Origin of the sequence: Vibrio sp. 10N (assembly GCF_036245475.1) — a bacterium.
GTDB lineage: Bacteria > Pseudomonadota > Gammaproteobacteria > Enterobacterales > Vibrionaceae > Vibrio.
This window is the reverse complement of the sequence record NZ_BTPM01000001.1, coordinates 2,425,754-2,450,782: the sequence shown is the minus strand read 5'-3', so window position 1 is coordinate 2,450,782 and position 25,029 is coordinate 2,425,754. Positions and strand designations below refer to the sequence as shown.

Annotated in this window: 20 protein-coding genes; 11 read left to right on the top strand and 9 right to left on the bottom strand. The window is 46.5% G+C overall.

Features of this window, described 5'->3' with window-relative positions; translation table 11 throughout:
* Positions 1-4: 4 nt before the first annotated feature.
* Positions 5-928, top strand: coding sequence for an MlaA family lipoprotein (locus AAA946_RS11360; protein WP_338164951.1), 924 nt, complete (start codon positions 5-7; stop codon positions 926-928).
* A 239-nt stretch (positions 929-1,167) separates the two neighbouring features.
* Here the strand turns inward: AAA946_RS11360 and AAA946_RS11355 are convergent, their stop codons facing one another.
* The 4 genes from AAA946_RS11355 to AAA946_RS11340 all read right to left on the bottom strand — a co-directional run bounded on the left by AAA946_RS11355 (position 1,168) and on the right by AAA946_RS11340 (position 5,533).
* Positions 1,168-2,451, bottom strand: coding sequence for an outer membrane protein transport protein (locus AAA946_RS11355; RefSeq protein WP_445206105.1), 1,284 nt, complete (start codon positions 2,449-2,451; stop codon positions 1,168-1,170).
* Between the two features lie 259 nt (positions 2,452-2,710).
* Positions 2,711-3,982: an outer membrane protein transport protein gene (locus AAA946_RS11350; protein ID WP_338164949.1), complete on the bottom strand. Its 1,272-nt coding sequence runs from the start codon at positions 3,980-3,982 to the stop codon at positions 2,711-2,713.
* Positions 3,983-4,245: 263 nt separating this feature from the next.
* Entirely contained in the window at positions 4,246-4,965 is a 720-nt protein-coding gene (locus AAA946_RS11345) for a DUF3379 family protein (RefSeq protein ID WP_338164948.1), read from the bottom strand.
* Positions 4,958-5,533 (bottom strand): sigma-70 family RNA polymerase sigma factor, encoded by a 576-nt coding sequence (locus AAA946_RS11340; RefSeq protein ID WP_338164947.1) that lies wholly within the window; start codon positions 5,531-5,533, stop codon positions 4,958-4,960. The genes AAA946_RS11345 and AAA946_RS11340 overlap by 8 nt, the downstream gene beginning before the upstream one ends.
* Before the next feature lie 461 nt (positions 5,534-5,994).
* Here AAA946_RS11340 and fadI point away from each other — a divergent pair, with 461 nt between their 5' ends.
* Both fadI and fadJ read left to right on the top strand, forming a co-directional pair.
* Entirely contained in the window at positions 5,995-7,317 is a 1,323-nt protein-coding gene (fadI, locus tag AAA946_RS11335) for an acetyl-CoA C-acyltransferase FadI (RefSeq protein WP_445206077.1), read from the top strand.
* Complete coding sequence (gene fadJ / locus AAA946_RS11330; protein WP_338164946.1) at positions 7,317-9,434, top strand: fatty acid oxidation complex subunit alpha FadJ; 2,118 nt, start codon at positions 7,317-7,319, stop codon at positions 9,432-9,434. The genes fadI and fadJ overlap by 1 nt, the downstream gene beginning before the upstream one ends.
* A gap of 57 nt (positions 9,435-9,491) precedes the next feature.
* Here the strand turns inward: fadJ and AAA946_RS11325 are convergent, their stop codons facing one another.
* The gene (locus AAA946_RS11325) at positions 9,492-12,275 is read right to left on the bottom strand and encodes an insulinase family protein (protein ID WP_338164945.1); all 2,784 of its coding nucleotides are present in this window, start codon (positions 12,273-12,275) and stop codon (positions 9,492-9,494) included.
* A gap of 335 nt (positions 12,276-12,610) precedes the next feature.
* On the opposite strand from AAA946_RS11325, the gene sixA reads away from it, so the two are divergent.
* Positions 12,611-13,075 carry a phosphohistidine phosphatase SixA gene (gene sixA, locus AAA946_RS11320; RefSeq protein WP_338164944.1) on the top strand — a complete coding sequence of 155 codons (465 nt, stop codon included), beginning with the start codon at positions 12,611-12,613 and terminating at the stop codon, positions 13,073-13,075.
* A 60-nt stretch (positions 13,076-13,135) separates the two neighbouring features.
* Here the strand turns inward: sixA and smrB are convergent, their stop codons facing one another.
* A complete protein-coding gene (smrB, locus tag AAA946_RS11315) occupies positions 13,136-13,666 on the bottom strand; it encodes an endonuclease SmrB (protein WP_338164943.1) in 531 nt (176 codons plus the stop codon).
* A gap of 62 nt (positions 13,667-13,728) precedes the next feature.
* Between smrB and prmB the strand changes: the two genes are divergently transcribed.
* From prmB to fusA, 3 genes are all read left to right on the top strand, one after another.
* Positions 13,729-14,661 carry a 50S ribosomal protein L3 N(5)-glutamine methyltransferase gene (gene prmB, locus AAA946_RS11310; RefSeq protein WP_338164942.1) on the top strand — a complete coding sequence of 311 codons (933 nt, stop codon included), beginning with the start codon at positions 13,729-13,731 and terminating at the stop codon, positions 14,659-14,661.
* Positions 14,662-14,827: 166 nt separating this feature from the next.
* Positions 14,828-15,913, top strand: a complete 1,086-nt coding sequence (aroC, locus tag AAA946_RS11305) for a chorismate synthase (protein ID WP_338164941.1) — start codon at positions 14,828-14,830, stop codon at positions 15,911-15,913.
* A gap of 276 nt (positions 15,914-16,189) precedes the next feature.
* Entirely contained in the window at positions 16,190-18,205 is a 2,016-nt protein-coding gene (fusA, locus tag AAA946_RS11300; protein WP_338164940.1) for an elongation factor G, read from the top strand.
* 46 nt (positions 18,206-18,251) lie between these two features.
* Here the strand turns inward: fusA and AAA946_RS11295 are convergent, their stop codons facing one another.
* Positions 18,252-18,875, bottom strand: coding sequence for a trimeric intracellular cation channel family protein (locus AAA946_RS11295; protein WP_338164939.1), 624 nt, complete (start codon positions 18,873-18,875; stop codon positions 18,252-18,254).
* Positions 18,876-19,112: 237 nt separating this feature from the next.
* On the opposite strand from AAA946_RS11295, the gene AAA946_RS11290 reads away from it, so the two are divergent.
* The 4 genes from AAA946_RS11290 to AAA946_RS11275 all read left to right on the top strand — a co-directional run bounded on the left by AAA946_RS11290 (position 19,113) and on the right by AAA946_RS11275 (position 21,729).
* Positions 19,113-19,643: an elongation factor P hydroxylase gene (locus tag AAA946_RS11290; protein WP_338164938.1), complete on the top strand. Its 531-nt coding sequence runs from the start codon at positions 19,113-19,115 to the stop codon at positions 19,641-19,643.
* Between the two features lie 42 nt (positions 19,644-19,685).
* Positions 19,686-19,949, top strand: coding sequence for a YfcL family protein (locus tag AAA946_RS11285; RefSeq protein WP_338164937.1), 264 nt, complete (start codon positions 19,686-19,688; stop codon positions 19,947-19,949).
* 130 nt (positions 19,950-20,079) lie between these two features.
* Complete coding sequence (locus AAA946_RS11280; protein ID WP_338164936.1) at positions 20,080-20,601, top strand: NADPH-dependent FMN reductase; 522 nt, start codon at positions 20,080-20,082, stop codon at positions 20,599-20,601.
* A 147-nt stretch (positions 20,602-20,748) separates the two neighbouring features.
* Positions 20,749-21,729: a Gfo/Idh/MocA family protein gene (locus tag AAA946_RS11275; protein WP_338164935.1), complete on the top strand. Its 981-nt coding sequence runs from the start codon at positions 20,749-20,751 to the stop codon at positions 21,727-21,729.
* A gap of 61 nt (positions 21,730-21,790) precedes the next feature.
* Here the strand turns inward: AAA946_RS11275 and AAA946_RS11270 are convergent, their stop codons facing one another.
* Both AAA946_RS11270 and AAA946_RS11265 read right to left on the bottom strand, forming a co-directional pair.
* Positions 21,791-23,017 carry an MFS transporter gene (locus AAA946_RS11270; protein WP_338164934.1) on the bottom strand — a complete coding sequence of 409 codons (1,227 nt, stop codon included), beginning with the start codon at positions 23,015-23,017 and terminating at the stop codon, positions 21,791-21,793.
* A 191-nt stretch (positions 23,018-23,208) separates the two neighbouring features.
* The gene (locus AAA946_RS11265; RefSeq protein WP_338164933.1) at positions 23,209-24,825 is read right to left on the bottom strand and encodes a long-chain-fatty-acid--CoA ligase; all 1,617 of its coding nucleotides are present in this window, start codon (positions 24,823-24,825) and stop codon (positions 23,209-23,211) included.
* Positions 24,826-25,029 lie beyond the last annotated feature (204 nt).

Below are 25,029 nucleotides of genomic sequence, written 5' to 3'. Positions count from 1 at the left end.
GGTTATGCAATTAGCAATAACCGGCAAAAAGTCTACGCTTTTTGCCGTTTTTGTATCTAGCGTATTTCTGTTTGGTTGCTCTTCAGCACCCAAGGATGAGCAAGAGTTTACAGATCAAGGAGCGCTCTCCGGCTCCAACACGTCACAACAAAGTGTATCGTCAGAAAACGGATCTGAACGCGATACGCTCCCAGCGAATAATGAAGCGCAGGCCAATACAGCGCAAACTGGTATTGATTTCAGTACCGAAGCTTCTGTCGGCACCGACGTCTATGACCCCTTTGAAGGCTTTAACCGTGTAATGTGGACCTTCAATTATGATTACCTTGACCCATACTTTGTCAGGCCAGTGTCGCTTGCTTATGTGAATTATACTCCCGTGCCCGTTCGTTCTGGTGTGAGTAACTTTCTTGCCAACTTAGATGAGCCGTTTAGTGCGGTCAACAATGTGGTGATGGGTAATGGTTCGAAAGCCCTCGACCATTTCAATCGTTTTTGGATCAACAGTACGCTTGGCCTGCTCGGTTTTATTGATATCGCCTCGGCGGCCGGCATTGAAAAGCACGACAAGAAAGAGTTTGGCGACGCCATTGGGCACTATGGCGTAGGTACTGGTCCTTATTTTATGGTTCCTGGCTACGGTCCGATCACTTTGCGTGAAGGTGCGGATGTAGTCGATGGTCTTTACCCACCTATTTCTTTCCTGAACTTCTGGGCAAGCCTAGGCAAATGGGCGTTAGAAGGTATGGAGAAACGGGCACTTGTTGTGTCTCAGGAGGCAACGCTAGAGCGTTCACCTGATCCATACGCGTTAACGCGTGATATCTATATTCAGCGCCAGAACTATAATGCTGAAGTGGTCAGTGATGAGGTTGATGAAGAGCAAGAAGCGTATATTGATGATTACTTGGATAGCTTTGATGAGTAGGACTAAAGAGCAGTAACAATGGCTTAGGATATAAAAACGTCACTCAAATGAGTGACGTTTTTTTTTAGAAATATCTCAGGCCGTTGCCGTCATCTTCACGCAAGTGAAGATCTCACCAAGCGCGTGACCAACATTAATTGATAGGCTTACTTACCATTTAGGTTTTCAACGCGCTGTATGAGATCCCCTTTTGCAAGGGGATGACGATCAATTTACTGCTTTTGTCGTAAATCAGGAGATTAGAAGTGGTAGTTCGCTTGAATACCTGCAATCCATACATCACCAGAAATTTCACCTTCGAATGTGCCAAACGCAGCAGCGCTTTGGTCTAGCTCATCACGTGGCTCAACAATAGAGGCATCACGAGCCATGATGTAGGTTAGGCCGCCATCCAAGGTAAATTGCTTGGTAAATGCGTAGCTAACACCCGCACTAAGCCAAGTACGGTCTGTTTCTGGAATCGTTGTAGTACGGTATTTGTCATCAACTGCAGACATGTCATAAGCCACACCACCACGTAGGGCAAGTTTGCTGTTTAGCTGGTAAGTTGTGCCCAATGCAAAGCGATAGCTGTCTTTCCAGTTCTCGTTCTTGATAGGAGACGTCACACCATCTACAAACTTAGCTTCCAGCTTTTCAAAGCTGCTCCACTGGGTCCAGTTAATGCTTGCATGCATCGCCCATTGGTCAGTGAGTTGGTGGAAAGACGCAAGTTCAGCGGTTGCAGGCAGAGCTACGCTAAGCTTGCCGTCGCGACGACCTTGGAAGTGGAAGACTTCGCCCTCGCCGTATCCATCAAAATCCATCATCACTTCAGATTTATAGGCAAAACCGAGGCGATGGCTGTCGTTGATTTGCCATGCCGCACCGAGGACATAACCCCAAGAGCTGTCAGTGCCTTCGACATATTTAAGGTATGAGCCTTTTTGAATTGCTGTAGTTGCTGATGTAGGTAGTGTGAAAGGTGCTGTTGCCCCAATCTTACCTTCACCAGTAACAAAACGGATACCACCACCAACACTGAATGCATCATTGATTTGGTAACCAAGGTTTGCCACTGCTTCAACAGTCATGATTTTCGCTTCATTACCATATTGAGTCGCTTTGAAGTCGCTGCCTAGGTCCGTTTCCATACCATAGTTAGACCCTAACGCTAAGCCTGCAAACCATTGGTCGTTGATTTGATGAGAAACATAAAGGTTAGGGACTGGTGCACTGTTCGCAATGTCTTTCGCTTCTGTGTAAACAGGTTGGCCGCCTATCGTCGCCGTACCTTTAACATCAATATTAGGCTCAACGTACAACACACCACCGGAGATTTGTGTACCTTCTAAGTAGGTAAGTATTGCAGGGTTGCGCCATTGTGCTCCAGCATTATCCGCCATCGCTGCTTCACCAGCGTAAGCACGGCCTAGACCAGTAGCAGAGTATTCCGCAAGTTGGAAGCCTGCCGCAGACGCAGTCGTAGACGCTAGTGTTCCCAATACCACTGCAATAGCAAGGGGAGAGTATTTTGTATTTATCATTATTGTTCGCTCAAATTAATTGCGTTTAGAGCGCAGATTCTATTTTTAGAGCAATAACTTTAAAACTATTTTGTGACTGAATGTGCATTTTTAAGATTATCTATCGGCAGATGGTATTTTGCAGGTGAATGTTCTGGTTGTTATCGAGATGTTGTAAAGTTTGAGCGTACAGTTGTAAGGAGGGAAGGGGGTAATATATGCAGAAAAGCAAAAAGGGCCGATATATCGACCCTTTTAAGATATTGGAAGCTAGTGCTTAGAAGCTGTAGCTGTATTGGATACCAGCTAGGATCGCATTTGCTTGTGTTGTAGCTGTAAGAGTAAGAGGACCTGAAGTCTCCGTTACAGAAACGTCTCTACCCATTAAGTAAGTGAAGCCAAAATCTACAGTGTGGTGTTGCTTGAAGTGGTAGCCAAATCCAGCAGAGAACCAGTGGCGATCTGAGTCAGGAACAGAAATGGAAGTTAGCTGATCTTGAGCTGCAGTATCGTACATGTAGCCCGCACGTAGTTCCCAGTTGTCATTTAGATAGTAAGTACCACCTAGAGAAGCATGGTAACCATCTTTCCACTCGTAATCTTTTAGAACCGTACCACCAGTCGTTTCTAACTGGTCGAATACGCTCCAACCGATCCATTGTAGACTATAGTGAACAGCGAACTTCGAGTTTTCGATTCTGTGGTAACCAGAGAACTCCAACATACTTGGCAATGCCAGCTTAAGCTTATCTCCATCGACTGCATTAACACCCACAAAAGCCGGGTTACCTAATGCGACACCAGCGTCTGCATACACAGTGCCATCTGCTTCGATTTCTGGGCTGTAATGATATGCAAGACCGAAACGGTTGTTCTCATTTAGTTCAAATACAGTGCCTAAGTTGAAGCCAAGACCCACACCACTAGCGTCTACGTTCAGTGCTGTTGTTTGACCGAAACCTGGAGTACCTGGAGATGTTTCACGCTTAAGTTCACCAGATCCGCTAACAATATCTAAGCCACCGCCAACACTCCATTGATCGTTAATACGATACGCAGCATTAAGTGTGTAGTTGATACTGGAGATCTTTGTTGTACCACCAAAGACTTTACCAAGGTTGGCATTGCCAAACGAGCTATCGAACTCATTGGTAGTACCAAAGTTAGAATATATACCTGCACCTAGCGCCCATTTATCATTCAGTCTGTGGACATAATAAATATTTGGTACAGGAGAATTTGCTGTGTTGTTAGCATTTGGTTCGCCAAAACCAACACCACCAATGTCTTTCACATCGATGCTTGAGCTAATTACGTTCAAACCACCAGAGAATTGGTGAGTATCAAACAGCGTCATAGCTGCCGCATTACGCGCCATTACCGATGCGTTGTCGGCGATTACTGCATCACCTGCAAACGCACGGCCTAGACCGGTTGCAGATTGAGAGTTGAGCTGGAAGCCAGCGGCTGCTGCTTGTTGAGAGGCGAACGTGAGTGACGAGACTGCCACTGCTAATAGTGTTTTTTTATACAGACGCGAAGTAGTCATTTAGTATACATCCTTTTTTGTAATCGCCTCTTATGGGCGTTAGTGTAAATTGAGTTAAAACTCAATTCGGGGCTGATCCTAATCGCTAGTATAGACATTAGAAATCTGACCAGTAATAAAAATGACGCAAAAAGTATATAAATGACGACTAACTGGCAGTAAAAGCATCGAATATGTCGATATTTAGAGTTTGTACTCTAAAGTGGGGTAGGGATACAAAAAAAGGCCTACCCTTAAGGATAAGCCTCATTAAGTCTACATTTCTATGCAGGATTCATGATGTTTTTGATTTTTTCGCCGATCTTCGCTAAATCTTCGCCTTCTTCTCCAACAAGGACAAAGCTACTGTCGCCCATTGGTTTAACCATGCCTGCCATGCCATCTTTATCGAAGCTCTCCACTTGGTCGGTAGCAATGGTGGTAACGAACATAGTTACTTTGCCTTTTTCACCTTCAAATACAATGTGCATAGCATTTGAGTCACCGAACCCACAATGATTAATGTAAAACACGTGGTACGGAAAGCTTTGTCCTAACTGGTAGGCAAACGGCAATAGCTTGGCATTGATTTGATCTACTGAGGGATTTTCATCCAAAGACTCAATAAAGCTTTTCTCAGCATTAAAATGCGCCATGGCCATATCTGGCAGCGATGCTTGCGCATCAGATACAACAACATTGCCCCAGTTAACCTGACCAACAAGCAAACCAAATGCAAACATCACAGAGGCCGCCAATGATAGCGCTTTTTTACTAAAGCTTACTTTGACGACATTGTTTTCTGGTGGCTGGTTGAACAAAATACGATCGGCAAGGTCATCAGGCACGTCAACTTTCATTGCCTGTTCGATACGCGAATCTAAGCCCAGAATATCATCTAGGTATTTGGCGTTCGCCTCACTGTTTTTGGTCGCCTCCAACAGCTCTGGATCTCTTGCCTTAGGATCGGACATAACGCGACGACGGAATTCTAACTCATCCATTTTGTTGCCCCCTATGTGCATCCTCAGACTCAAGCATCTCTTTAAGCTGGTTTCGAGCTCTAAATAATCGAGTCATAACGGTATTCTTGTTTAAGTCGAGTATGTTGCCAATTTCCTCACCACTAAAGCCACCGACGACTTGAAGGAAAAGCGGTTCGCGATACTCAACATCGAGTTTCATGATTTGTGCTTGAAGCCACTCCTGTTGGTGGTGCGGGTCATCGGAAACTTTGGCATCATTACCGTAGTCATCAATATCGACCAGATCGAATTGCTTACGCTCGAAACGCCTCGCATTCTCTCTACGCAGGATAGTGATAAGCCACGACTTTGCGGCCTTTTCATCTTGCAGGCTATCTAACGATTTCCATGCACGTAGGCAAGTTTCTTGAACCAAATCTTCCGCGATAGGCTTGTCTTTACACAGCCAATACGCGTAACGATACAGGTCTCGATGATAAGCACGCACCAGTGCTTCGTATTTTCTTTGTTTGTCCATATCCGAGTTGACCGGACGTTTGGAGAATTTCTTTCCAAAATTTTTAATTAATGACACAGGAGCCCCCATTTTCGCTCTGTGAACCGTGTTTTTTGTTCTGCAGTGTCAGTAAAGTCACACAAAATTGATCTAGTTCAAAATTCCGACCTGTGGAGCAGTTATAGTGAACCCTGTCATCTCGTTGGTCTTTCGGGACTAACATGTTGAGCAAGATGACACTTCCTTTTGAAGGCTGACTTTACTTTCTCCTAATCAGGAAACTGATTATTTTCAATTGGCGCAAGTTAATTGCTTTAGAGATTCCAACCACACAATTATCTGTGTGGTTTTTTTTTGCCTGAAATCCTGCCGATATCTTCTTGTTTTCCCACATCATATTGTTGCTGACATTACGTAAATCTCATATTCCATTTTGGTCGACCCTATCACGTTATTCAATAAAACCGGTGATATTTGTCAAACGGTTGTTTTAAATCCTTAACAATCTCGTTACAATGTATGTGGTCAGACCTCTTTAGGAAGGAGAAACTATGAGCAGTAAGGACGTGGGGAAAATCGATCTCACCACTCGAAACGGTGAGCGAATTGCTGTTGTGGCGGGGCTTCGAACCCCTTTTGCCCGCCAAAGTACCGAATTTAGTCAAGTACCAGCGGTGGATTTAGGAAAAATGGTCGTAGCCGAAATGATGGCACGCACCAACATTGATCCTAAGTTGATCGACCAAGTGGTGTTTGGTCAAGTAGTGCAAATGCCGGAAGCGCCAAATATTGCTCGTGAAATTGTTCTGGGCACTGGAATGGACATCCATACCGATGCCTACAGTGTGACTCGCGCTTGTGCGACCAGTTTCCAAGCCGCGGCTAACGTTTGTGAAAGCATTATGGCAGGGACCATAGATGCGGGTATTGCTGGTGGTGCAGACTCGTCGTCGGTGCTGCCAATTGGCGTATCCAAGAAGCTTGCTGCAAACTTATTGGCTCTGAGTAAAACCAAAACTGTCGGCCAAAAACTCAATATTCTTAAAAAGCTATCGTTTAAAGATTTGATGCCAGTACCTCCTGCAGTCGCAGAGTACTCGACAGGCCTTTCTATGGGACAAACTGCCGAGCAAATGGCAAAATCACACGGCATTACTCGTTTAGAGCAAGATGAGCTTGCTCACCGCTCTCACACTCTTGCTTCTCAAGCATGGAAAGAAGGCAAAGTGCGCGATGAAGTGATGTCTGCATTCCCAGAGCCTTATAAAAAGAGCTTGGATGAAGATAACAATATTCGTCATGACTCTGAGCTTTCCAGCTACAGCAAATTACGTCCCGCATTTGATAGACAATACGGCAGCGTAACGGCAGCAAACAGTACGCCGCTTACCGATGGCGCAGCAGCGATTATGCTGATGCGTGAAGGGCGAGCGAAAGAGCTTGGGCTTGAAATCAAGGGCTACATCCGTTCTTACGCCTTCTCAGCAATTGGCGTTCGTGAAGACATGTTGATGGGGCCTTCTTACGCGACCCCTATGGCATTAGACCGCGCAGGGATTTCATTGTCCGACCTGACACTGATTGATATGCACGAAGCCTTTGCGGCGCAAGCACTATCCAATGTGAAGATGTTTGCCAGCGATAAGTTCGCTCAAGAAAAACTGGGTCGCTCTCAAGCGATCGGTGAAATTGATATGGATAAGTTCAACGTACTAGGTGGCTCGCTTGCTTATGGTCACCCGTTTGCCGCCACAGGCGCGCGAATGATTACACAAACGTTGAATGAACTGAAGCGACGCGGGGGAGGGCTTGCCCTTAATACGGCGTGTGCAGCAGGTGGCTTGGGTGCAGCAATGGTTCTGGAGGTAGAATAATGAGTGAACAAAAAGCCTTTCATCTTTCCGTAGATGAGCAGAACATCGCTTGGCTTGGCATCGATGTGCCAGGCGAAAAAATGAATACGTTACAAGCTGCGTTTGCCGACGAAATGGCGCAGCTGTTTGAAGAACTAGAGCAGAAAAAATCTGAGTTAAAAGGACTGATTGTCCACTCGCTTAAACCGGATAACTTCATCGCTGGTGCCGATGTAAGAATGCTTGATGCGTGTACTTCAGCTGAAGAAGCTCAGTCTTTAGCAGCTAAAGGACAAGAGATGTTCCAGCAGCTTTCAGACTTACCCTTCCCAGTCGTTTCGGCTATCCACGGACCTTGTTTAGGTGGTGGTCTTGAGCTTGCGCTGGCGTGTGATTACCGAGTCTGTAGTGATGCGGTTATCACTAAGCTTGGCTTACCAGAAGTGCAGCTTGGCTTATTGCCAGGCTCTGGTGGTACTCAGCGCTTGCCACGTTTGATTGGCTTGCTGCCATCGTTGGATCTGATCCTTACAGGCAAACAGCTTCGCGCCAAAAAAGCCAAAAAGCTTGGCGTGGTTGATGCAAGTGTACCGAAGACTATCCTGCTAGATGTCGCTAAACAGTTTTTGGACAAAGGTAAAAAGCGTAAAGCCAAGAAACTGAGCAAGAAAGAAGTTCTCATGGCAGGCACTGGCCTTGGCCGCAAGGTGATTTTTGATCAGGCAGCGAAGAAGACCAATGAAAAAACGCGCGGCAATTATCCAGCAGCAGACGCTATTTTGGATGTGATTCGTTATGGCCTAGAAAAAGGCATGAAGAAAGGGCTGGAGAACGAAGCGAAGCGTTTCGGTGAGCTCGTTATGACATCTGAGTCAAAAGCGCTGCGTTCTATCTTCTTCGCAACCACGGAAATGAAGAAAGAGTTTGGTAGCGATGCTGAGCCAAACACGGTGAATAACGCCGTTGTTCTTGGCGGTGGTCTAATGGGTGCGGGTATTACTCATGTCACCGTTAGCAAAGCGAAAGTGCCAGTACGAATTAAAGATGTCTCTAATGATGGCATCGTTAATGCGCTAGGTTACAACTACAAACTTCTAGAGAAAAAGCGCAAGCGTCGCATCATCTCTAAAGCCGACTTACAAGCGCAAATGCTGCAAATGGCGGGCGGTACCGACTTTACCGGATTCGATAAAGCGGATGTGGTGGTTGAAGCGGTATTTGAAGACCTAGGTCTTAAGCAGCAAATGGTCAGCGATGTGGAAACCCATGCGAAGCCGACCACAATCTTCGCAACCAACACATCTTCGATTCCAATTGCGCAGATTGCAGAAAAAGCGGAGCGCCCAGAAAACGTGGTCGGTCTGCACTATTTCAGCCCTGCAGATAAAATGCCGCTTGTGGAAGTCATTCCGCATGAGACGACCTCTGAAGAGACCATCGCCACTATGGTCCAGTTTGCAAGAAAGCAAGGTAAGACACCGATTGTGGTGAAAGACCAAGCGGGTTTCTATGTAAACCGCATTCTTGCGCCATACATGAATGAGTCGGCGAACGTGCTTCTTGCGAACGAACCTATTGAGTCATTGGATAGAGCATTACTAGACTTCGGGTTCCCAGTAGGGCCGATTACGCTGCTTGATGAGGTTGGCGTGGATATTGGCGCTAAGATCATGCCGATTTTGGTCAATGAACTTGGTGAACGATTCCAAGGCCCTGATGTGTTCGACAAACTGCTAAACGATGGTCGTAAAGGTCGTAAGTCTGGCAAAGGCTTCTACACCTACAAAGGTAAGAAGAAGACCGTTGATAGCTCGGTGTACAGCGTGCTCGGTCTTAAGCCGGAAGCAACGATGGCAGAGAAAGATATTGCTATGCGCTGTGTGCTGCCAATGTTGAACGAAGCAGTTCGTTGCTTGGACGAGGGTATTATTCGCAGTCCAAGAGACGGGGACATTGGGGCTATCTTTGGTATTGGCTTCCCGCCATTCCTAGGTGGGCCATTCCGTTACATGGACTCACTGGGTATTAAGAAAGTGGTCGCACTTATGAACGACCATGCTCAGAAGTACGGTGACCGTTTTGCACCTTGCGATGGTTTGGTAACCCGTGCTGGTCTGGATGAAGGCTTCTATAAATAAATTGGAGAGCACCTAGGGTCTACAAACAGTCACCCCCTCATATGAGGGGGTGTTTTTTTATCCTAAGTCGGTATCTTTCGGTCTCAACTGGAACTCTTCAATAGAGCCGATCTCGCGGCCTAATTCGAGCTTTTCTGCATCGACATGTGCTTTGCCTTGGCTGTGCATGATGAGACGATTGGCGGTACGAGGTTTAAGTTCGTTTACCACGAAACGGATCATGTCAGCACGCGTCAACGATTTCAGCTCTTCTAACACTTTCTCTCGTTGGCTAAAGCTGGTGTCTTTATTCCCTATGGCAATCCACAATCGCTGCGCGCGGCCTCGTAACGTGGTATCAGGCGTTGCGATTTGGTTCCAAAGCCCTTTCTTGCTGCTGTGCCATTGGTAGTCATTGAGCTCAAGTAGCACCATGTAGACCGCGTTTAGAAACTCATCGATTGAACGGATAAGATCACTTGGAGCTGCGTTGGGTGATTGGACATAAAGCACAATACCAGGGTGACGGTTAAGTGGCATGTTACCTGTACCGACCATGTAACCGAGCTGCTGTTTGGTTCGGATTTCATGGAAGAAGGTCGCCGACATCAAGTGGTTGGCAAGTGAATACAGAGCGATGCTGCGTGGATTGATGTCTTCACATTGGTAATAAACCACAATCGCAGAGTCATCTTGGTCGCAAAACACTTCTTTTTGGAAGCTGCCGCTGCGACCCAACATCACCAAAGGTCTGAGGCTCTCTTCGTATTTTTGATTGTGAATACGCAGTGCATCTTTGAGTGTCGTTGCGATGTCATGAGCGCCTTGTTTGTGCCAGTCACCATAGACAAACATATCGATGTGCAATTCTGACAATATAGCTTGCACAAAGTTAGGAAGCTCGTCGACGGTAATGGTCTCTAGCGCGTCAAGCAGCACGGAGTTTGGTGGATTGTTAGGCTGTAAGATCCCCGTCATGGCATTAAATAGCTGTGAAATCGGACGATCTTTCGCGGAGTTACGCCAGCCTCTCATTAACTGAGTTTTAATACTATCAAAGCGAGCGGGGTTGAACTCACGAGAAGCGAAGCGCTTGAGGATCATTTCCAGAAGCTGTGGCTGCTTTTTACTAAACCCAGAAATCGATAAGGTAACGCCGCCTTGGTGGGCATACATATCATAACTTAGACCGGCAACTTCAGCGGGATAGGTCTCTTCTGATAGCGAGTCTAAGAACATTTCCACACATAGGCGTGTTTTAACAATGTTACGCGCAGAAGCAACCGAGTATGGGCTATCAATGGCGATGAAGACGACACCTTTCGGAACTTTGAATTGACTGTCTTGCAGATGCCATAAACGGAAGCCTTCTAAGTCCTCAATTAACTGCGGGTGCGCTTCTTGGCTCTCAAGCGGGTAAGTGGATAAATCGTAATTGATGAATGGGTTTTTATCTGGCAAGCAGAAAGGTTGTTCGCCATCCGAGAGTGGTTGATTAAAAAACGCCAGTTCGTCGTCAGTAAACTTAGTGACTGAGTAAGGGGTAAAGTACCACTTGGCTTGTTTATCGTAGTGTTGATCTTTGGCGACAAGTGTTGCTTTGAGATTGTTAGTGGTTAGAAATTGCGCGTACTCAAGTAGCATGGTTTCGTCGTAACCGGCCATTTTGTAGTCGCCATAAATCACATCTTCCTGTGGGTAGTGCTGCATGTTCATCACTAGGTGGCTAACCATGTCCATTTGCCTTGCTGGCTCTTGGAATTGGAACGCAGACTCCATGACCGCACGCTTTTCTAAGTAGCGCCATTCTTGCATACCTTGAGTTTTGATAAGCTCAAGGTATTGGAATACCGCTTGAATCATCTCATTGACGTGTTCGAGACCGATTTGCGTTAACGTCATGCTGACGCTAAATTCGCGATAATTGCTTCCCGATGCGCCGCCACCTGCAGACAGTGAGGTGATCCAGCCGCGCTCTTTGAGGTGCAACATCAAACTGCCTTTGCCTTCGTAGCCGAGTAGGTTGGCGAAATAGGATAACGGCTTTTGATGATAGTGCTGTTGTGTGGCTGGAAATGGAAACGCCAAGATCAATTTACGAAGCTCCTTGACGGGCTCAACGCAAACCATAACTTGTGTATTGTCTTCGGTGGTAAATGGCACCTCAATCGATTTGTTGCTGCGCATGTTATTGACGATGTCAGCAAATTTATCGGTGGCCCACTGCTCTAATTCATCCAACTCATGTGGACCAATCATCGCCAATGTCATGATATCAGCCGAATATTGCTGTTGATGGAAACGAAGGATCTCACCTCGAATGCTCTCGCCATTGCGGTCGCTGAGTGTTTCGATGTTACCGACAGAGAATTTTGAAAATGGGTGCGCTTGGTTGATGGTCTCTTTTTGGACCTGATACAACCTGCGGCCATCTTCATTGAGCTTTAGCTTATATTCAGAATCGACGGCTTGGCGCTCTTTGTCCAACGCTTCTTCGTTAAACAGTGGCGCACTGAAAAACTGGCTAAATCGGTCGAGACCTTTCTCGAACGCATTAGGATAGATATCAAAGAAGTAGCAAGTATGCTCAGTGCCGGTCCAGGCGTTGTTACTGCCACCATGTTGACTGATGAAGGATTGAAATTCGCCCACTTTAGGGTACTTCTCCGTACCTAAGAACAGCATGTGCTCAAGATAATGGGCAAGACCTTCACGATCTTCTGGATCGTCGAAGTGGCCAACATTAACAGCGAGTGCGGCCGCGGACTTTTGAGCTTGCTCGTCTTTGACGAGCAGGACGCGTAACTCATTACTTAGAGTGAGGTAGCGATATGAGCGATTATCATTTGGACTTATATGCACGTATCTTCTCCGGATTAAGCGGTGGCTTGGGACAGCTTAACCAAGCGTCTGGCGACAAAAGCAATGTCTCACAATTGGTACTAACAAGGACAACCAATAACTATTTACAAACTTTAAATGGAGACAGACAAAAACTAACTTACAATCTTTTTAAGTATGAACATGTAAATTGTTAAGAAAGTCGAAGCCTTTAGCAAGTGAATTGATATAATTAATTTTTTTAAATAAGTATATACCCTAGTCATCGAGTTATGCAGGCAATTGCGACAGACAGTACAGGGTCATAGCGCTAGAGGTGGTTGCTATGTGCGACCATTGAATAGGCGGGTGTTAATATGAAAGTGTTTATTATGCGTCATGGCGAAGCCGTCCATTACGCACCAACGGATGAGCAGCGTGCTCTTACTGAGCATGGCAAAGAAAATTCTATTATCGTTGCCAGAGCGTGCAAGCAGCAGGGGCATGGCCGGTTTGATAAGGTGCTAGTGAGCCCTTATCTGCGAGCGCAGCAAACGTGGTCGGCGATTAGCCAAGAGTTTAGTAGTGATGATGTGGTTACCTCGGATGACATCACGCCTTATGGCCAAGCGGAAGATGTGGTGGAGTATGTGTCGGCTATTGCTGAGGTTGAGAACCTAGAGTCGCTGCTATTGGTCTCTCATTTGCCTTTAGTTGGCTATTTGACAGCGGAGTTTGTCGGAGACATCAGCGCGCCTATGTTCCCAACGTCTGGTTTGGTTTGCATCGAATACGACGTGCAAAGAAGACAGGGCGAAGTGCTTTGGCATATTCACCCATAATCTAATTTGCCTAGTCAGAAAGGTTTGCCGCTCAAAAGAGGGCGCCTTTGAGGAGATAGGTTACTTCTCCGGAATAGAGAGTAGAACCAACAGCGCGCCATCGCCGCCAAATTCCAGCGGCGCTTGGTGGAAAGCCATTACGTCTGGATGCTGAGCCAGCCAAAGGGGCGCTTTTTGCTTCAGAATGTGCTTGCCGATGCCATGCATAACGCAAGCACAGTGCACATTTTCTCGTATACAATGGGCGATCATGGCTCCCAACTCGCGCTTGGCTTCTTGCTGCGTCATACCATGCATGTCCAAAAACACATCCGGTACATACACACCTCGTCTTAAACGCTTCACTTCATAGGTGGACACGTCGTCACGCGAATAACGCGTTGGGCCATCATCGCTCAAGTGCGGCTCAAACTCGTCAGAGAAGTAAAACTCCGCATCTTTTGCTTCACGGTTAGTTCTTTTCTGCTCTTTTTGTTTCTTATTTCTGTTTGGCTGCTGGACTATGGTATCCTGTTGCAACTTTTTTACGCCTTGTACTGCGTCCCTAAAAAGGGCGAAATCGTCATCAGCGTTGGTGTCTTTTTTGCTCATAGACTGGGACAACTTAATAAACATCTAGATTGGCAGTATTGTAGCGCTTTTTGGAGGCAATTTTGGATAAGATTTTTGTGGAAGAAGCCGTTTCTGAGCTTCACACACTTCAAGACTTGATTCGTTGGACCGTAAGTCGATTCAACGCAGCGGGTCTGTTTTACGGCCACGGCACCGACAATGCTTGGGATGAAGCGGTTCAGCTGATCCTGCCAACGCTGTACTTACCGATTGATGTGCCACCTCATGTTTTAAACTCGCGCTTGACTAGCAGCGAGCGTCTGCGTGTTGTTGAGCGCGTTATCAAGCGTATTAACGACCGTACACCAACGGCTTACCTAACCAATAAAGCGTGGTTCTGTGGCCTAGAGTTCTTTGTCGATGAGCGCGTATTGGTGCCACGTTCACCAATTGGTGAATTGATTGAAGCTCAGTTCCAGCCATGGCTAGCAGAAGAGCCAGTGCGTATTATGGATCTTTGTACGGGCAGTGGCTGTATTGCGATTGCCTGTGCACACGCTTTCCCAGAAGCAGAAGTGGATGCGATAGATATCTCAACGGATGCTTTGGAAGTGGCCGAGCAAAACGTTCAAGATCATGGTCTAGAGCAGCAAGTATTCCCAATTCGCTCGGATCTATTCCGCGACTTGCCAAAAGAAAAATACAACCTGATTGTCTCTAACCCACCTTATGTGGATGAAGAAGATATGAACTCACTCCCAGAAGAGTTCACGCATGAGCCAGAACTTGGTCTTGCAGCGGGTACTGATGGTCTGAAACTGGTACGCCGCATTCTTTCAAATGCACCGGATTATCTAACTGACGACGGTATTCTTATCTGTGAAGTGGGTAACTCAATGGTTCATATGATGGAGCAGTATCCACATATTCCATTCACATGGATTGAGTTTGAAAACGGCGGTCACGGTGTGTTCATGCTAACGCGTGATCAGATTGTTGAACACGCAGAAGAGTTCTCGATCTACAAAGACTAATCGGGCACTGACTCTAAGATAGAATAACGCTGCAATGAGAATTGCAGCGTTTTTTCGTTTGGGGGTTTACAACGTCAGCCTTTGTCGTCACTATGAATTCACGAAGAATAGACAGGCAAAGGACAAGCTGCGGACATTGCGCTTGTTCGGACAGACAGAGGAAGTAATGGCAGGAAATAGCATCGGACAACATTTTCGTGTAACCACATTTGGTGAGAGTCACGGCATCGCACTCGGTTGTGTGGTGGACGGTTGCCCTCCTGGATTGGAAATCACGGAAGCCGATCTGCAAGTTGACTTAGATCGTCGTCGTCCAGGGACATCAAAATACACTACTCAACGACGTGAACCTGATGAGGTAAAAATCCTTTCAGGTGTGTTTGAAGGTAAAACCACAGGCACGTCGATTGGTCTACTGATCGAAAACACCGATCAACGCTCAAAAGATTACTCAGAAATCAAAGACAAGTTCCGACCAGGACACGCGGACTACACTTATCACCAAAAATACGGTATCCGTGATTACCGTGGTGGCGGCCGTTCGTCAGCTCGTGAAACAGCGATGCGTGTAGCAGCGGGTTCAATCGCCAAGAAATACCTCAAGCAAGAGTTTGGTGTTGAAATTCGTGCTTACCTATCACAAATGGGCGATGTGTCTATTGATAAGGTAGATTGGAACGAAATCGAAAATAACCCGTTTTTCTGTCCAGATGTCGACAAAGTAGACGCTTTTGACCAGCTTATTCGCGATCTTAAAAAGCAAGGTGACTCAATTGGTGCCAAGCTACAAGTGGTCGCGACGAACGTACCAGTGGGTCTGGGTGAGCCGATTTTTGACCGTCTTGATGCGGATATCGCCCATGCGCTAATGAGCATCAATGCAGTTAAGGGTGTAGAGATTGGCGATGGCTTTGATGTAGTGAATCAAAAAGGCAGTGAGCACCGCGATCCACTGACGCCGCAAGGCTTTAGCAGTAACCATGCTGGTGGCATCTTAGGTGGTATCTCTACCGGCCAGGATATTGTTGCCAATATCGCACTGAAGCCAACTTCAAGCATCACTGTACCGGGTGAAACCATCACTAAAACCGGTGAACCAACGCAATTGATCACTAAAGGTCGTCATGACCCATGTGTGGGCATTCGCGCTGTGCCAATCGCTGAAGCGATGTTGGCGATTGTGTTGCTTGATCACCTGTTGCGTCATCGTGGTCAGAACCACGGCGTGCAAACAGAGACACCGGTTATCTAACATAATCGTGCGTTTTTTATTGAGCCTCTTGGGTAACTCCAAGAGGCTTTTTTTTGGTGTAAATCACGGATTGGATAATAAATAACCTCAACTGTGGAGGTTATGAAATTAGTCACAATATTTGTATGGGTATAGGTTCACACTAGGTACTCAGCCATCACGTGGGAGTGCATTGTTTGGACAGAAGGATCCGAAAAATGACTTGGAAGACGAGTAGGCGGGAAACCGCCGACTCAATGTAACAGTGCTTGTTTCCAATCATTTAAGGAGCCTCCTATGTCTCAACATGAAATTAGAAATATTGCCTTTGTCGGTCAAACAGGAACTGGCAAAACCAGCTTAGTTGAACGTCTGCTTTTTGAGTCCCACGCTATTAATAACCTAGGTCATGTCGAAGATGGTGACACGATCACCGATTTTGACGACCAATCTATCCACTATCAGCACAGCGTTGAAGCGACCCCAGTCACCCTTTCGTGGCGCAACCACCAAATGAACTTTATTGATACTCCTGGGCAAGCAGAGCTTCTTGGCCGCACTTTAAGTATCTTTCCTGCGGTTGAAACCTCAGCTTTGGTGCTTGATGCGGGAAGTTCCATCAACCAAGTCTCAGAGCGTCTGTTCCAGTTCGCAAAAGAGCAGAAAAAGTGCCAGATGGTGATCATCAATAAGATCGATCAGCATCCCGATAAGCTTTTGGCGCTACTCGAAGAAATTGAGCAGCGCTTCGGTGCACAATGTCTACCGATTAATTTACCTGGTGATAAGCCTGCCGAAGTCATTGATTGCTACTTTGAGCCAAACCCTGAGCAAGCCACTTTGTTCAGTGGCGTCGATGAAGCCCATGAGCTGCTCGTCGATCAAGTCGTAGAAATGGATGAATCGTTAATGGAGCTCTATCTAGAGCAAGGCTCCGAGTTGACGCCAGAACAGCTTCACGATCCGTTTGAAAAGGCACTCCGAACAGGGCACGTAGTACCGGTCTGTTTTGTCTCCTCAGATACGGGGGCTGGATGCGAGTTGTTACTTCGTACCTTGGCAGAAATTATGCCGATGCCAGACGAAGGTAATCCTCCGATGCTTGAGAAAAATGGTCAGCAAGTAGCGATTGATTGTGACAAACGCGACCATACTGTCGCACATGTCTACAAGGTCAACGTGGATCCTTATATGGGCAAGCTTGCCTACGTACGTGTTTTCCAGGGGGAAATTACCGCGGGCAGTCAGCTTTTCATTGGTGATAGCAGTAAAGCGTTTAAAGTTGGCCATCTCTACAACTTACAAGGTAAGAAACGTCAAGAGATCACCAGTGCTAAAGCAGGCGATTTGTGCGTATTGGTGAAAGTGGATGATCTTGCCTTTGATTCGGTGATTCATGACTCACACGATGAAGATGGTGTGCAGTTCAAAACGCTGAACTTCCCAGAGTCGATGTACAGTCAGACGCTGAAGCCGAAGAAACGTGGTGATGAACAAAAGCTGTCTGATGTCTTAGCCAAAATCGCCGCAGAAGATCCGTCGCTCAAAATAGAACACCGTACACGGACCAATGAAACTGTGCTTAGCGGCCAGGGTGAATTCCATCTCAAGATCGCGCTTGAGAAGATGCAACAAGTCTTCAAGTTAGATGTAGAGACCAGTCAGCCAAGCGTTGAATACTTCGAAACCATTACCAAGCCTGCAGAAGCACAATATCGCCATAAGAAACAAAGTGGTGGTGCGGGGCAATTTGGCGAAGTGCACTTGAAAGTCAGACCATTGGAGCGTGGCGCAGGGTTTCAATTTGTGAATAAAGTGGTGGGCGGTGCGATTCCAACCGCGTTAATTCCGGCGGTGGAGAAAGGCATAATTCAAGCGTTGGAAGAGGGAGCCATATCAGGCAACCCTATCAAAGACATCGAAGTGACGGTGTTTGACGGTAAGTACCATTCTGTTGACTCGAAAGAGATAGCGTTTGTCATTGCGGGTAAAAAAGCGTTCTTGCAAGCAGTAGAGGCGGCGGGGCCGATAGTGTTAGAGCCTATCGTCGACTTGTCTTTGGAGATCCCAACGCATTACGTCGGTGATGTCTCTGGGGATCTTTCTGCTAATCGAGGACTCATCGTCGGAAGTGAGCAAGGGACTTTTGGCAGCACTATTTTGGAGGCCAAATCGCCGATTAACGAGTTAGCAGATTACTCGCGCAGGCTAAAAGCGTTAACGGGTGGAGAAGGGCGCTTTAGCATGACTTTGAGTCATTATGAGCCGGCACCGCCAATGATTCAAAACCGAGTGTGTGAGGAGCAAGAGTAAAAAAATAATGGCTCCAACGGGAAACCGTTGGAGTCGAATGCTTAAGTTAGTGCACTGCTTCTTCACTGTCTAGTTGGAATGAAGGTAAACGCCATTTAAAACGTACCGCTGCCATACGCAATGTATAGCCGATCACCAATGTGATTACGGTGGTAGACAGCGTTGACAATCCGTATTCAAGCAGCGCCAAATATAGGCAGGCTGCGACAACAGAAATAGACGCATATAGCTCCTGATGAAGCACCAACGGCGTTTGGCGACAGATCAAGTCACGCAGTAAGCCACCAAAGACGCCAGTGACGAGACCAGATACCACACAAATGAATGGGTGTAAGCCCATACTCAGTCCTACATTGGTGCCGATAATGGTAAACACCACTAAACCAAGTGCATCGAGTCTTAGGAACACACCTTTAAATTTAATAATCCATTTTGCCAGTCCCGTTGTCAGGATCCCAGCAAGGCAAGTAATGGCCAAAAACTCAGGATGTTTTACCCATCCTAGTGGATAGTGGCCAAGTAAGATATCACGAACCGTACCGCCACCAATCGCGGTCGCACTGGCAACGAGCATGACACCAAACCAATCCATGTTGCGTCGGCCCGCACTAAGCGCGCCAGTCATCGCTTCTGCCGTGATGCCGATGATGTATAAGACAGTGAGCAACATAACTCAAAACTCGAAAAAATGAAGATGCGACAGTGTAGTGATTTGCGTCAAGGTTGACGAATGAAATGTTTTACTGCGCAAACGTTTTTCGGATTAATTTAACTAATCAATTTGAGTGATATGTCGAGATTTGGGAGGGGGTGGAATCAGAGATGAGTCCAGTTAAGTGAGTTTACTCTTTACCTCGGTTGCGAATGAATAGACAATAACGCCAATTGTTATTGCTACACAAACGTTATGCACCACGAGTATCAAGATCTCATCACTATTTTCAATCAAACTTTCTTTGGTGACTATCGCACCAAACTTGAGTTGGGTGGCGACGAGCCTATTTATCTGCCTGCTGATGATAAGGTGGACTATCATCGAATTGTTTTTGCCAGAGGTTTTTACGCGTCTGCGCTGCATGAAATAGCTCACTGGTGTGTCGCAGGGCCACAACGCAGACTGCTGGAAGATTTTGGCTATTGGTATCAGCCAGATGGACGCACCCAAGAAGTTCAAAGTGAGTTTGAGAAAGTTGAAATTCGCCCACAAGCCTATGAGTGGATACTCTCAGCCAGCGCTGGTTTCCCGTTTACGGTCAGTTGCGATAACCTGAGCGGCGACTTTGAGCCTGACCGAGTGGGTTTTATGCAAAAGGTACGCGCTGAGGTGCTGAGCATTTTAGAGGCGGGCATTCCGCTTCGCGTTAAGATGTTGTCTGAAGCGTTACGCGCCTTTTACAACACACCTGAGCTTTCTCACAATACATTCGTGGTTCGCTAGTTGCGAACCATCCATATTAGATAACTAAATCTGAGCCTCAACATGATTATTGAATACGAAGAAAAACTACTAGAAACCATTGATTCTCGAATTACTCAAGCTTCGGATGATGAGCTGTTCGCTGGTGGTTACTTACGCGGTCACATTTCACTGTCTGCGGCATCGTGTGAAGAAGATGGCATTGCCGATATTGGTGAGTTTAAAACCCGCATCCAAGCAAGCCTTGATGAAGCCAAGTCAGAGCTGAGTCCAGCAGATCGCGTTATCGTTCATGACTTGTGGACCGAGTTACAGGCTATTATCTAGCGACTAAATCGCCGCTAGGAGGCACTTGTTCGAAAAATTCGATGAACTAGATAGGATTTTCTCTCTTGCTGGAGCAAACAGATAGGTTAACCTTTAATCAAACAATACGTGAGACAAAAGGGAATTAACTATGAAAGTTATTGCATTTGGCGCGAGCACCAGCAGTACTTCTATCAATAAAGCTCTAGCGACGTACGCGGCCAGTTTAATTGAAGGCGCTGATGTTGAGGTGCTCGATCTGACTCAGTTTGACGTGCCACTTTTTTCTGAAGATAAAGAGAAAGAAATTGGCCAGACAGAAGGTGCAAAAGCGTTTCTGGATGCGATTGCAACCGCGGATGCACTCGTTATTTCCTATGCTGAGCACAACGGACACCACCCAGCGGCTTACAAGAATTTGTTTGATTGGGCAACGCGTATTGACCGTGAAGTCTTCAAAGGCATTCCTGCGGTGTATCTTGCTACCTCACCTGGGCCGGGCGGTGCAGCGAATGTGCTTGCAGCGGCAACCAACTCTGCCCCTTATTTTGGCGGAAACGTGAAAGCGAGTGTTTCCGTACCAAGCTTTTATGATGTGTTCGACTTAGAGGCAGGCAAACTGACGGATGCCGCGTTGATTGATAAGGTTCAATCAGCAATCGAACAGCTATAATTGGTTAAAATACAAAAGCGCCCTACGGGGCGCTTTTTTTCTACCTTTAAACCACCGATCTGATAGTGAGGATCTGTATTGGCATTCAAGGCCTCACAGAGTACTCTAGCGACAACAATAAATACAAAGATAAACAAAGGAATACCTATGCTTCAGCTTGCAATCATCGGAACCAACTGGATAAGCGAGAAATTTGCTCGCGCAGCACTGCAAAGTGAGCAGTTCGTTATTCGAGGGACTTATTCACGTACTATAGAAAAAGCACAAGCATTTGGTGAGCCACTCGGTGCGACGCTATTTTTTGACACACTAGCAGAACTGGCAGCGTCGACAGAAATTGATGCGGTCTACATCGCTTCTCCAAACAGTCTGCACTGTGCACAAGCGATTCAAATGATGGAAGCGGGCAAGCATGTGATTTGTGAAAAACCGTTGGCATCGAATCTTGCTGAAATTGAATCTATGTTCGAGGTCGCTAAGGCAAACAATGTGATTTTGATGGAAGCCTTTAAAACCGCTTATCTTCCTAATTTTATCGAAGCCAAAAAAGCGCTAGCCAACATAGGTAAGCTGCATAAAGCTCACTTAACGTATTGCCAGTACTCTTCTCGTTATCAAAAATACCTAGATGGTGAAAACCCAAACACCTTTAACCCGGAGTTTTCAAATGGCTCAATCATGGATATTGGTTTTTACTCCGTCGCAGCCGCAGTGGAACTGTTTGGTACACCGAGCCAAATTCAAGCAAGCGCTCATTTGTTGGAGTCGGGTGTTGACGCTCACGGCAGCGTACTACTTCGCTATTCAGAATTTGATGTCACCTTAAGTCATTCGAAAGTGAGTAACAGTTATTCAACGAGTGAGATCCAAGGGGAACAGGGTAGTCTGCTACTTCCTGATTTTTCGGAGTGTTTAGGCTTTGACTTGTATGCTCGAAATGGCGAACGCACTCATTTTGAAACTGAGCAAGTTGAGAACAGCATGATGTATGAAGCTAAGGCTTTTGCATCGATGATTTTAGCGGGAGCTATGAACGAACAGGCGACAAAGCGCTCGCTCACGATTGCTCATATCATTACTGAAGTGCGCCGTCAGACTGGAGTGGTATTTCCGGCAGATAAGCTGTAGAGAAAAATAAAGCGCCGGAGAGAGTCTTGGTCTCTCCGGCGCTTTATCCTAGCCTAAATGTCTAAGCCTTTTGCTGTTCAGAGCTGTTTTCGTTAGCAACACCACGGTCAATCAGTTTGGACTTACCTAAGCCAATGAATACCATCACCGTTGCGATTGCGATACATACCGCCCCCACACCAACTTGACCTTGGAAGTCGCCCGTCGCTGTCGCCGCTTGTGCGACAATAGGACCCGCCGCCAGACCCACAGTACCAATTTCTGGGCCGTATGAGCTGAAATATCCAGACTTATCGGTGGTGGCAAGTGCGGTGTAGTAGCGAGCGTACATCATGTTCCAAAGCATAATATAGAATGCTGAGAAGCCGAGGAATGACGTCGTGTCATTGGTGCTTGCCATACCAAAGCACACCGCAGCGTTGATGACACTAAGTGAGACAATGATCGTTGTGTGGCTGTATTTTTTGTCCACGACAGCAGTAAGAATACCCCCTACAACTGCCATTACTGAGCCTACCGCTAACACTAGGCCGACATCTTCCGTTGATGCTTGCATGTCAGCACCGATGATCTCGATATAAGGATAGATAATGCCAAGGCTTAAGCTGTATACCAAAAATGCGCCACCTACCCAAATCATAGGTACGACATATTTCTTTTTGTCCACATTGTCGCCATGGGTCGAAGAGATTTCTTGGTCTTTCTCTACTCGGCCGTTGTCAGGATAGAACCAGAAAGCAACCAGACACAACGCAGAAGCAAACATGAAGAATTGATAAAGGGCATTAAGACCATACTCTGCCATTAACTCTGGGATCAAAATGAACCAAGTGATTAGCCAGATGTTAAGTGCGGCGATCATGTAGCCAAAGTTACGTCCTGGGTGTCTGGTTACACTCATACCAACGAGACCTAGTGAGTAGCCGATACCCTGTCCGCTACCAGCGATGAGGCGGCTGGTAATGAAGCTATCAAAATCTTGAGCGGTCATACTCATATAGTTACCGGCAATCAGCGCGATAGCCGCAATGTAGCCAATGTAGCGCCAGTTTACGCGGCGAATCAGCAGTAATGAGAAAAGTAGTGAAGAGAGGGCAGTAGCGAGCAGTTCATACATGGCAATGCTTTCAATTTGAGCATCATCGAGGGCCATGGCTTCGGCTGCGCCGCCAAGCATAAAAGGTAAAAAGTTGAACGCATTGGGGGCAAACATTACCAGCATCATAGCGGCGATAATAAGTGCCTTGGAATCAATCGTCCTTGTTGGGCTTATAAAGGTGTTTAGCATGTTGAGCTCCTATCCTTCCTTGAACAGCTTTGTTATAGATATGTTAATAGTGAGCGCTAAACAGCAAATGATGTAGTACCCTTTTGGGTTACAGGAATGTTAAAGTTGTAGTTGTTATGTTTTATGTCAAAGAAGAACAAGGGCCTTTGTGGGTGTGCAAAGGCCCATTAGAATAGGGAAGGGTGAGAAGGTTAACCTAATACATAATCTGCGTATTTGCTGCGTAGATCTTTTTTACTTAGCTTTCCTGTTGCTGTGTGAGGCAGTTCTTTAATGAACTCAACGGCATCTGGGATGCAGAATTTAGCGACTTTACCTTCGAAGTGCTCAAGCAGCTCTTCGGCAGAGATCTCGACATCGTGAGTCACAGCAATGAGCAGCGGTCGTTCGCCCCACTTCTTGTGAGGGACACCAATTACTGCAGCTTCTTTGACGTCAGGATGACCAACGGCGACGTTTTCAAGCTCAATCGAGCTAATCCATTCCCCACCAGATTTAATCACATCCTTAGAGCGATCGGTAATGAGCATATAGCCGTGTGGGTCGACACTGGCTACATCTCCGGTATCGAAGTAACCGTTGCTGTCGAGTGATTCTCCTTGCTTGTAATAGCCGGAGGCGATCCAAGGACCTCTGACTTTCACGGCACCAAATTGATGACCATCCCACTCAACTTCCTGACCTTGCCAATCTTCGATTCGCATATCGACACCAAAAACAATACGACCTTGTTTCAGCTTGTAGTTCATTTGCTCTTTTTCGGATTGTTGTTTGAGGCTTGGTTTGAGTTTGTTGAAAGTGCCAAGCGGGCTCATTTCGGTCATTCCCCAGGCATGCTGTACCGAAACGTTAAACATCTGGTCAAACTCATTAATCAGCACTTCCGGGCATGCTGAACCACCGACGACGATGCGATCGAGTGTCGGTACCTGAATATCGTTGTTTTTTAGATGCTCTAGTAGCATTAGCCACACGACTGGCACCCCGGCTGTCATGGTGACACCCTCGCTATTAATCAGATCGCTTAACACTTCACCATCGGCCATCTTTGGCCCTGGCATCACGAGTTTGGTACCAGTCATAGGCGCACTGTATGCGAGGCCCCAGCCATTCACATGAAACATAGGTACGATCGGCATGACAGTTTCGTCGATGGACAGTGAGAAGGCATCGGGTAATGCACTGCCCAAAGAGTGGAGTACGGTGGAGCGATGTGAATACAGCACGCCCTTTGGATGGCCAGTTGTACCTGAGGTATAGCACAGAGAACTTGCATCGTCTTCGGCAAGTTGCGGCCAGTCAAATTGATCGCTTTGGCCCTCAATTAATGACTCATAATCCGTTAGGTTAGCAATATCAGCCGAGGGCAGGTGTGCTTTATCACACAGGGCGACATAGTGGGTCACCGTAGGAAACTTATGCTGCAGCTTCTCTATCAGGGGCGCAAAAATAGGATCAAAGAACACGATAGTATCTTCGGCATGATTGACGATGTACTCAATTTGCTCCGGGAATAATCGTGGGTTAACAGTGTGCAACACGCCTCCTGAGCAAGAAATAGCATAATAAAGCTCAAGGTGGCGATAGTCGTTCCAGGCAAAGGTCGCGATTCGCTGGCCTTTTTCTAAACCAAGTGATTGTAGGGCATTGGCAAGTTGGCGGGTTCTCTTAAAGGCGTCGTTAAGGGTGTATTTGTGTCGAGGATTGTCATAAGTCACTGAGACAACTTCAGTATCACCGTTCACTTTATCAGCATGGCGCATGATTTCGGTAATGGTGAGAGGGACGTTCATCATTTGACCTTTCATTATGCAACTCCGTTATTGTTATTGAAATGTGAACATTATGTGATCGTAATTAGTTTGGGTATGTACCCCAATAGAGTTACGAACAGAGATGTGATGGTGCTCGATGTTAAAAAAAAGATAAGAAAGTTTGATTTAGCCCCTCAAAAGCAGGGTAATTTACTTTTTATCAGTAAATATATTTGTCAGGATGGAAGAAATATTTGA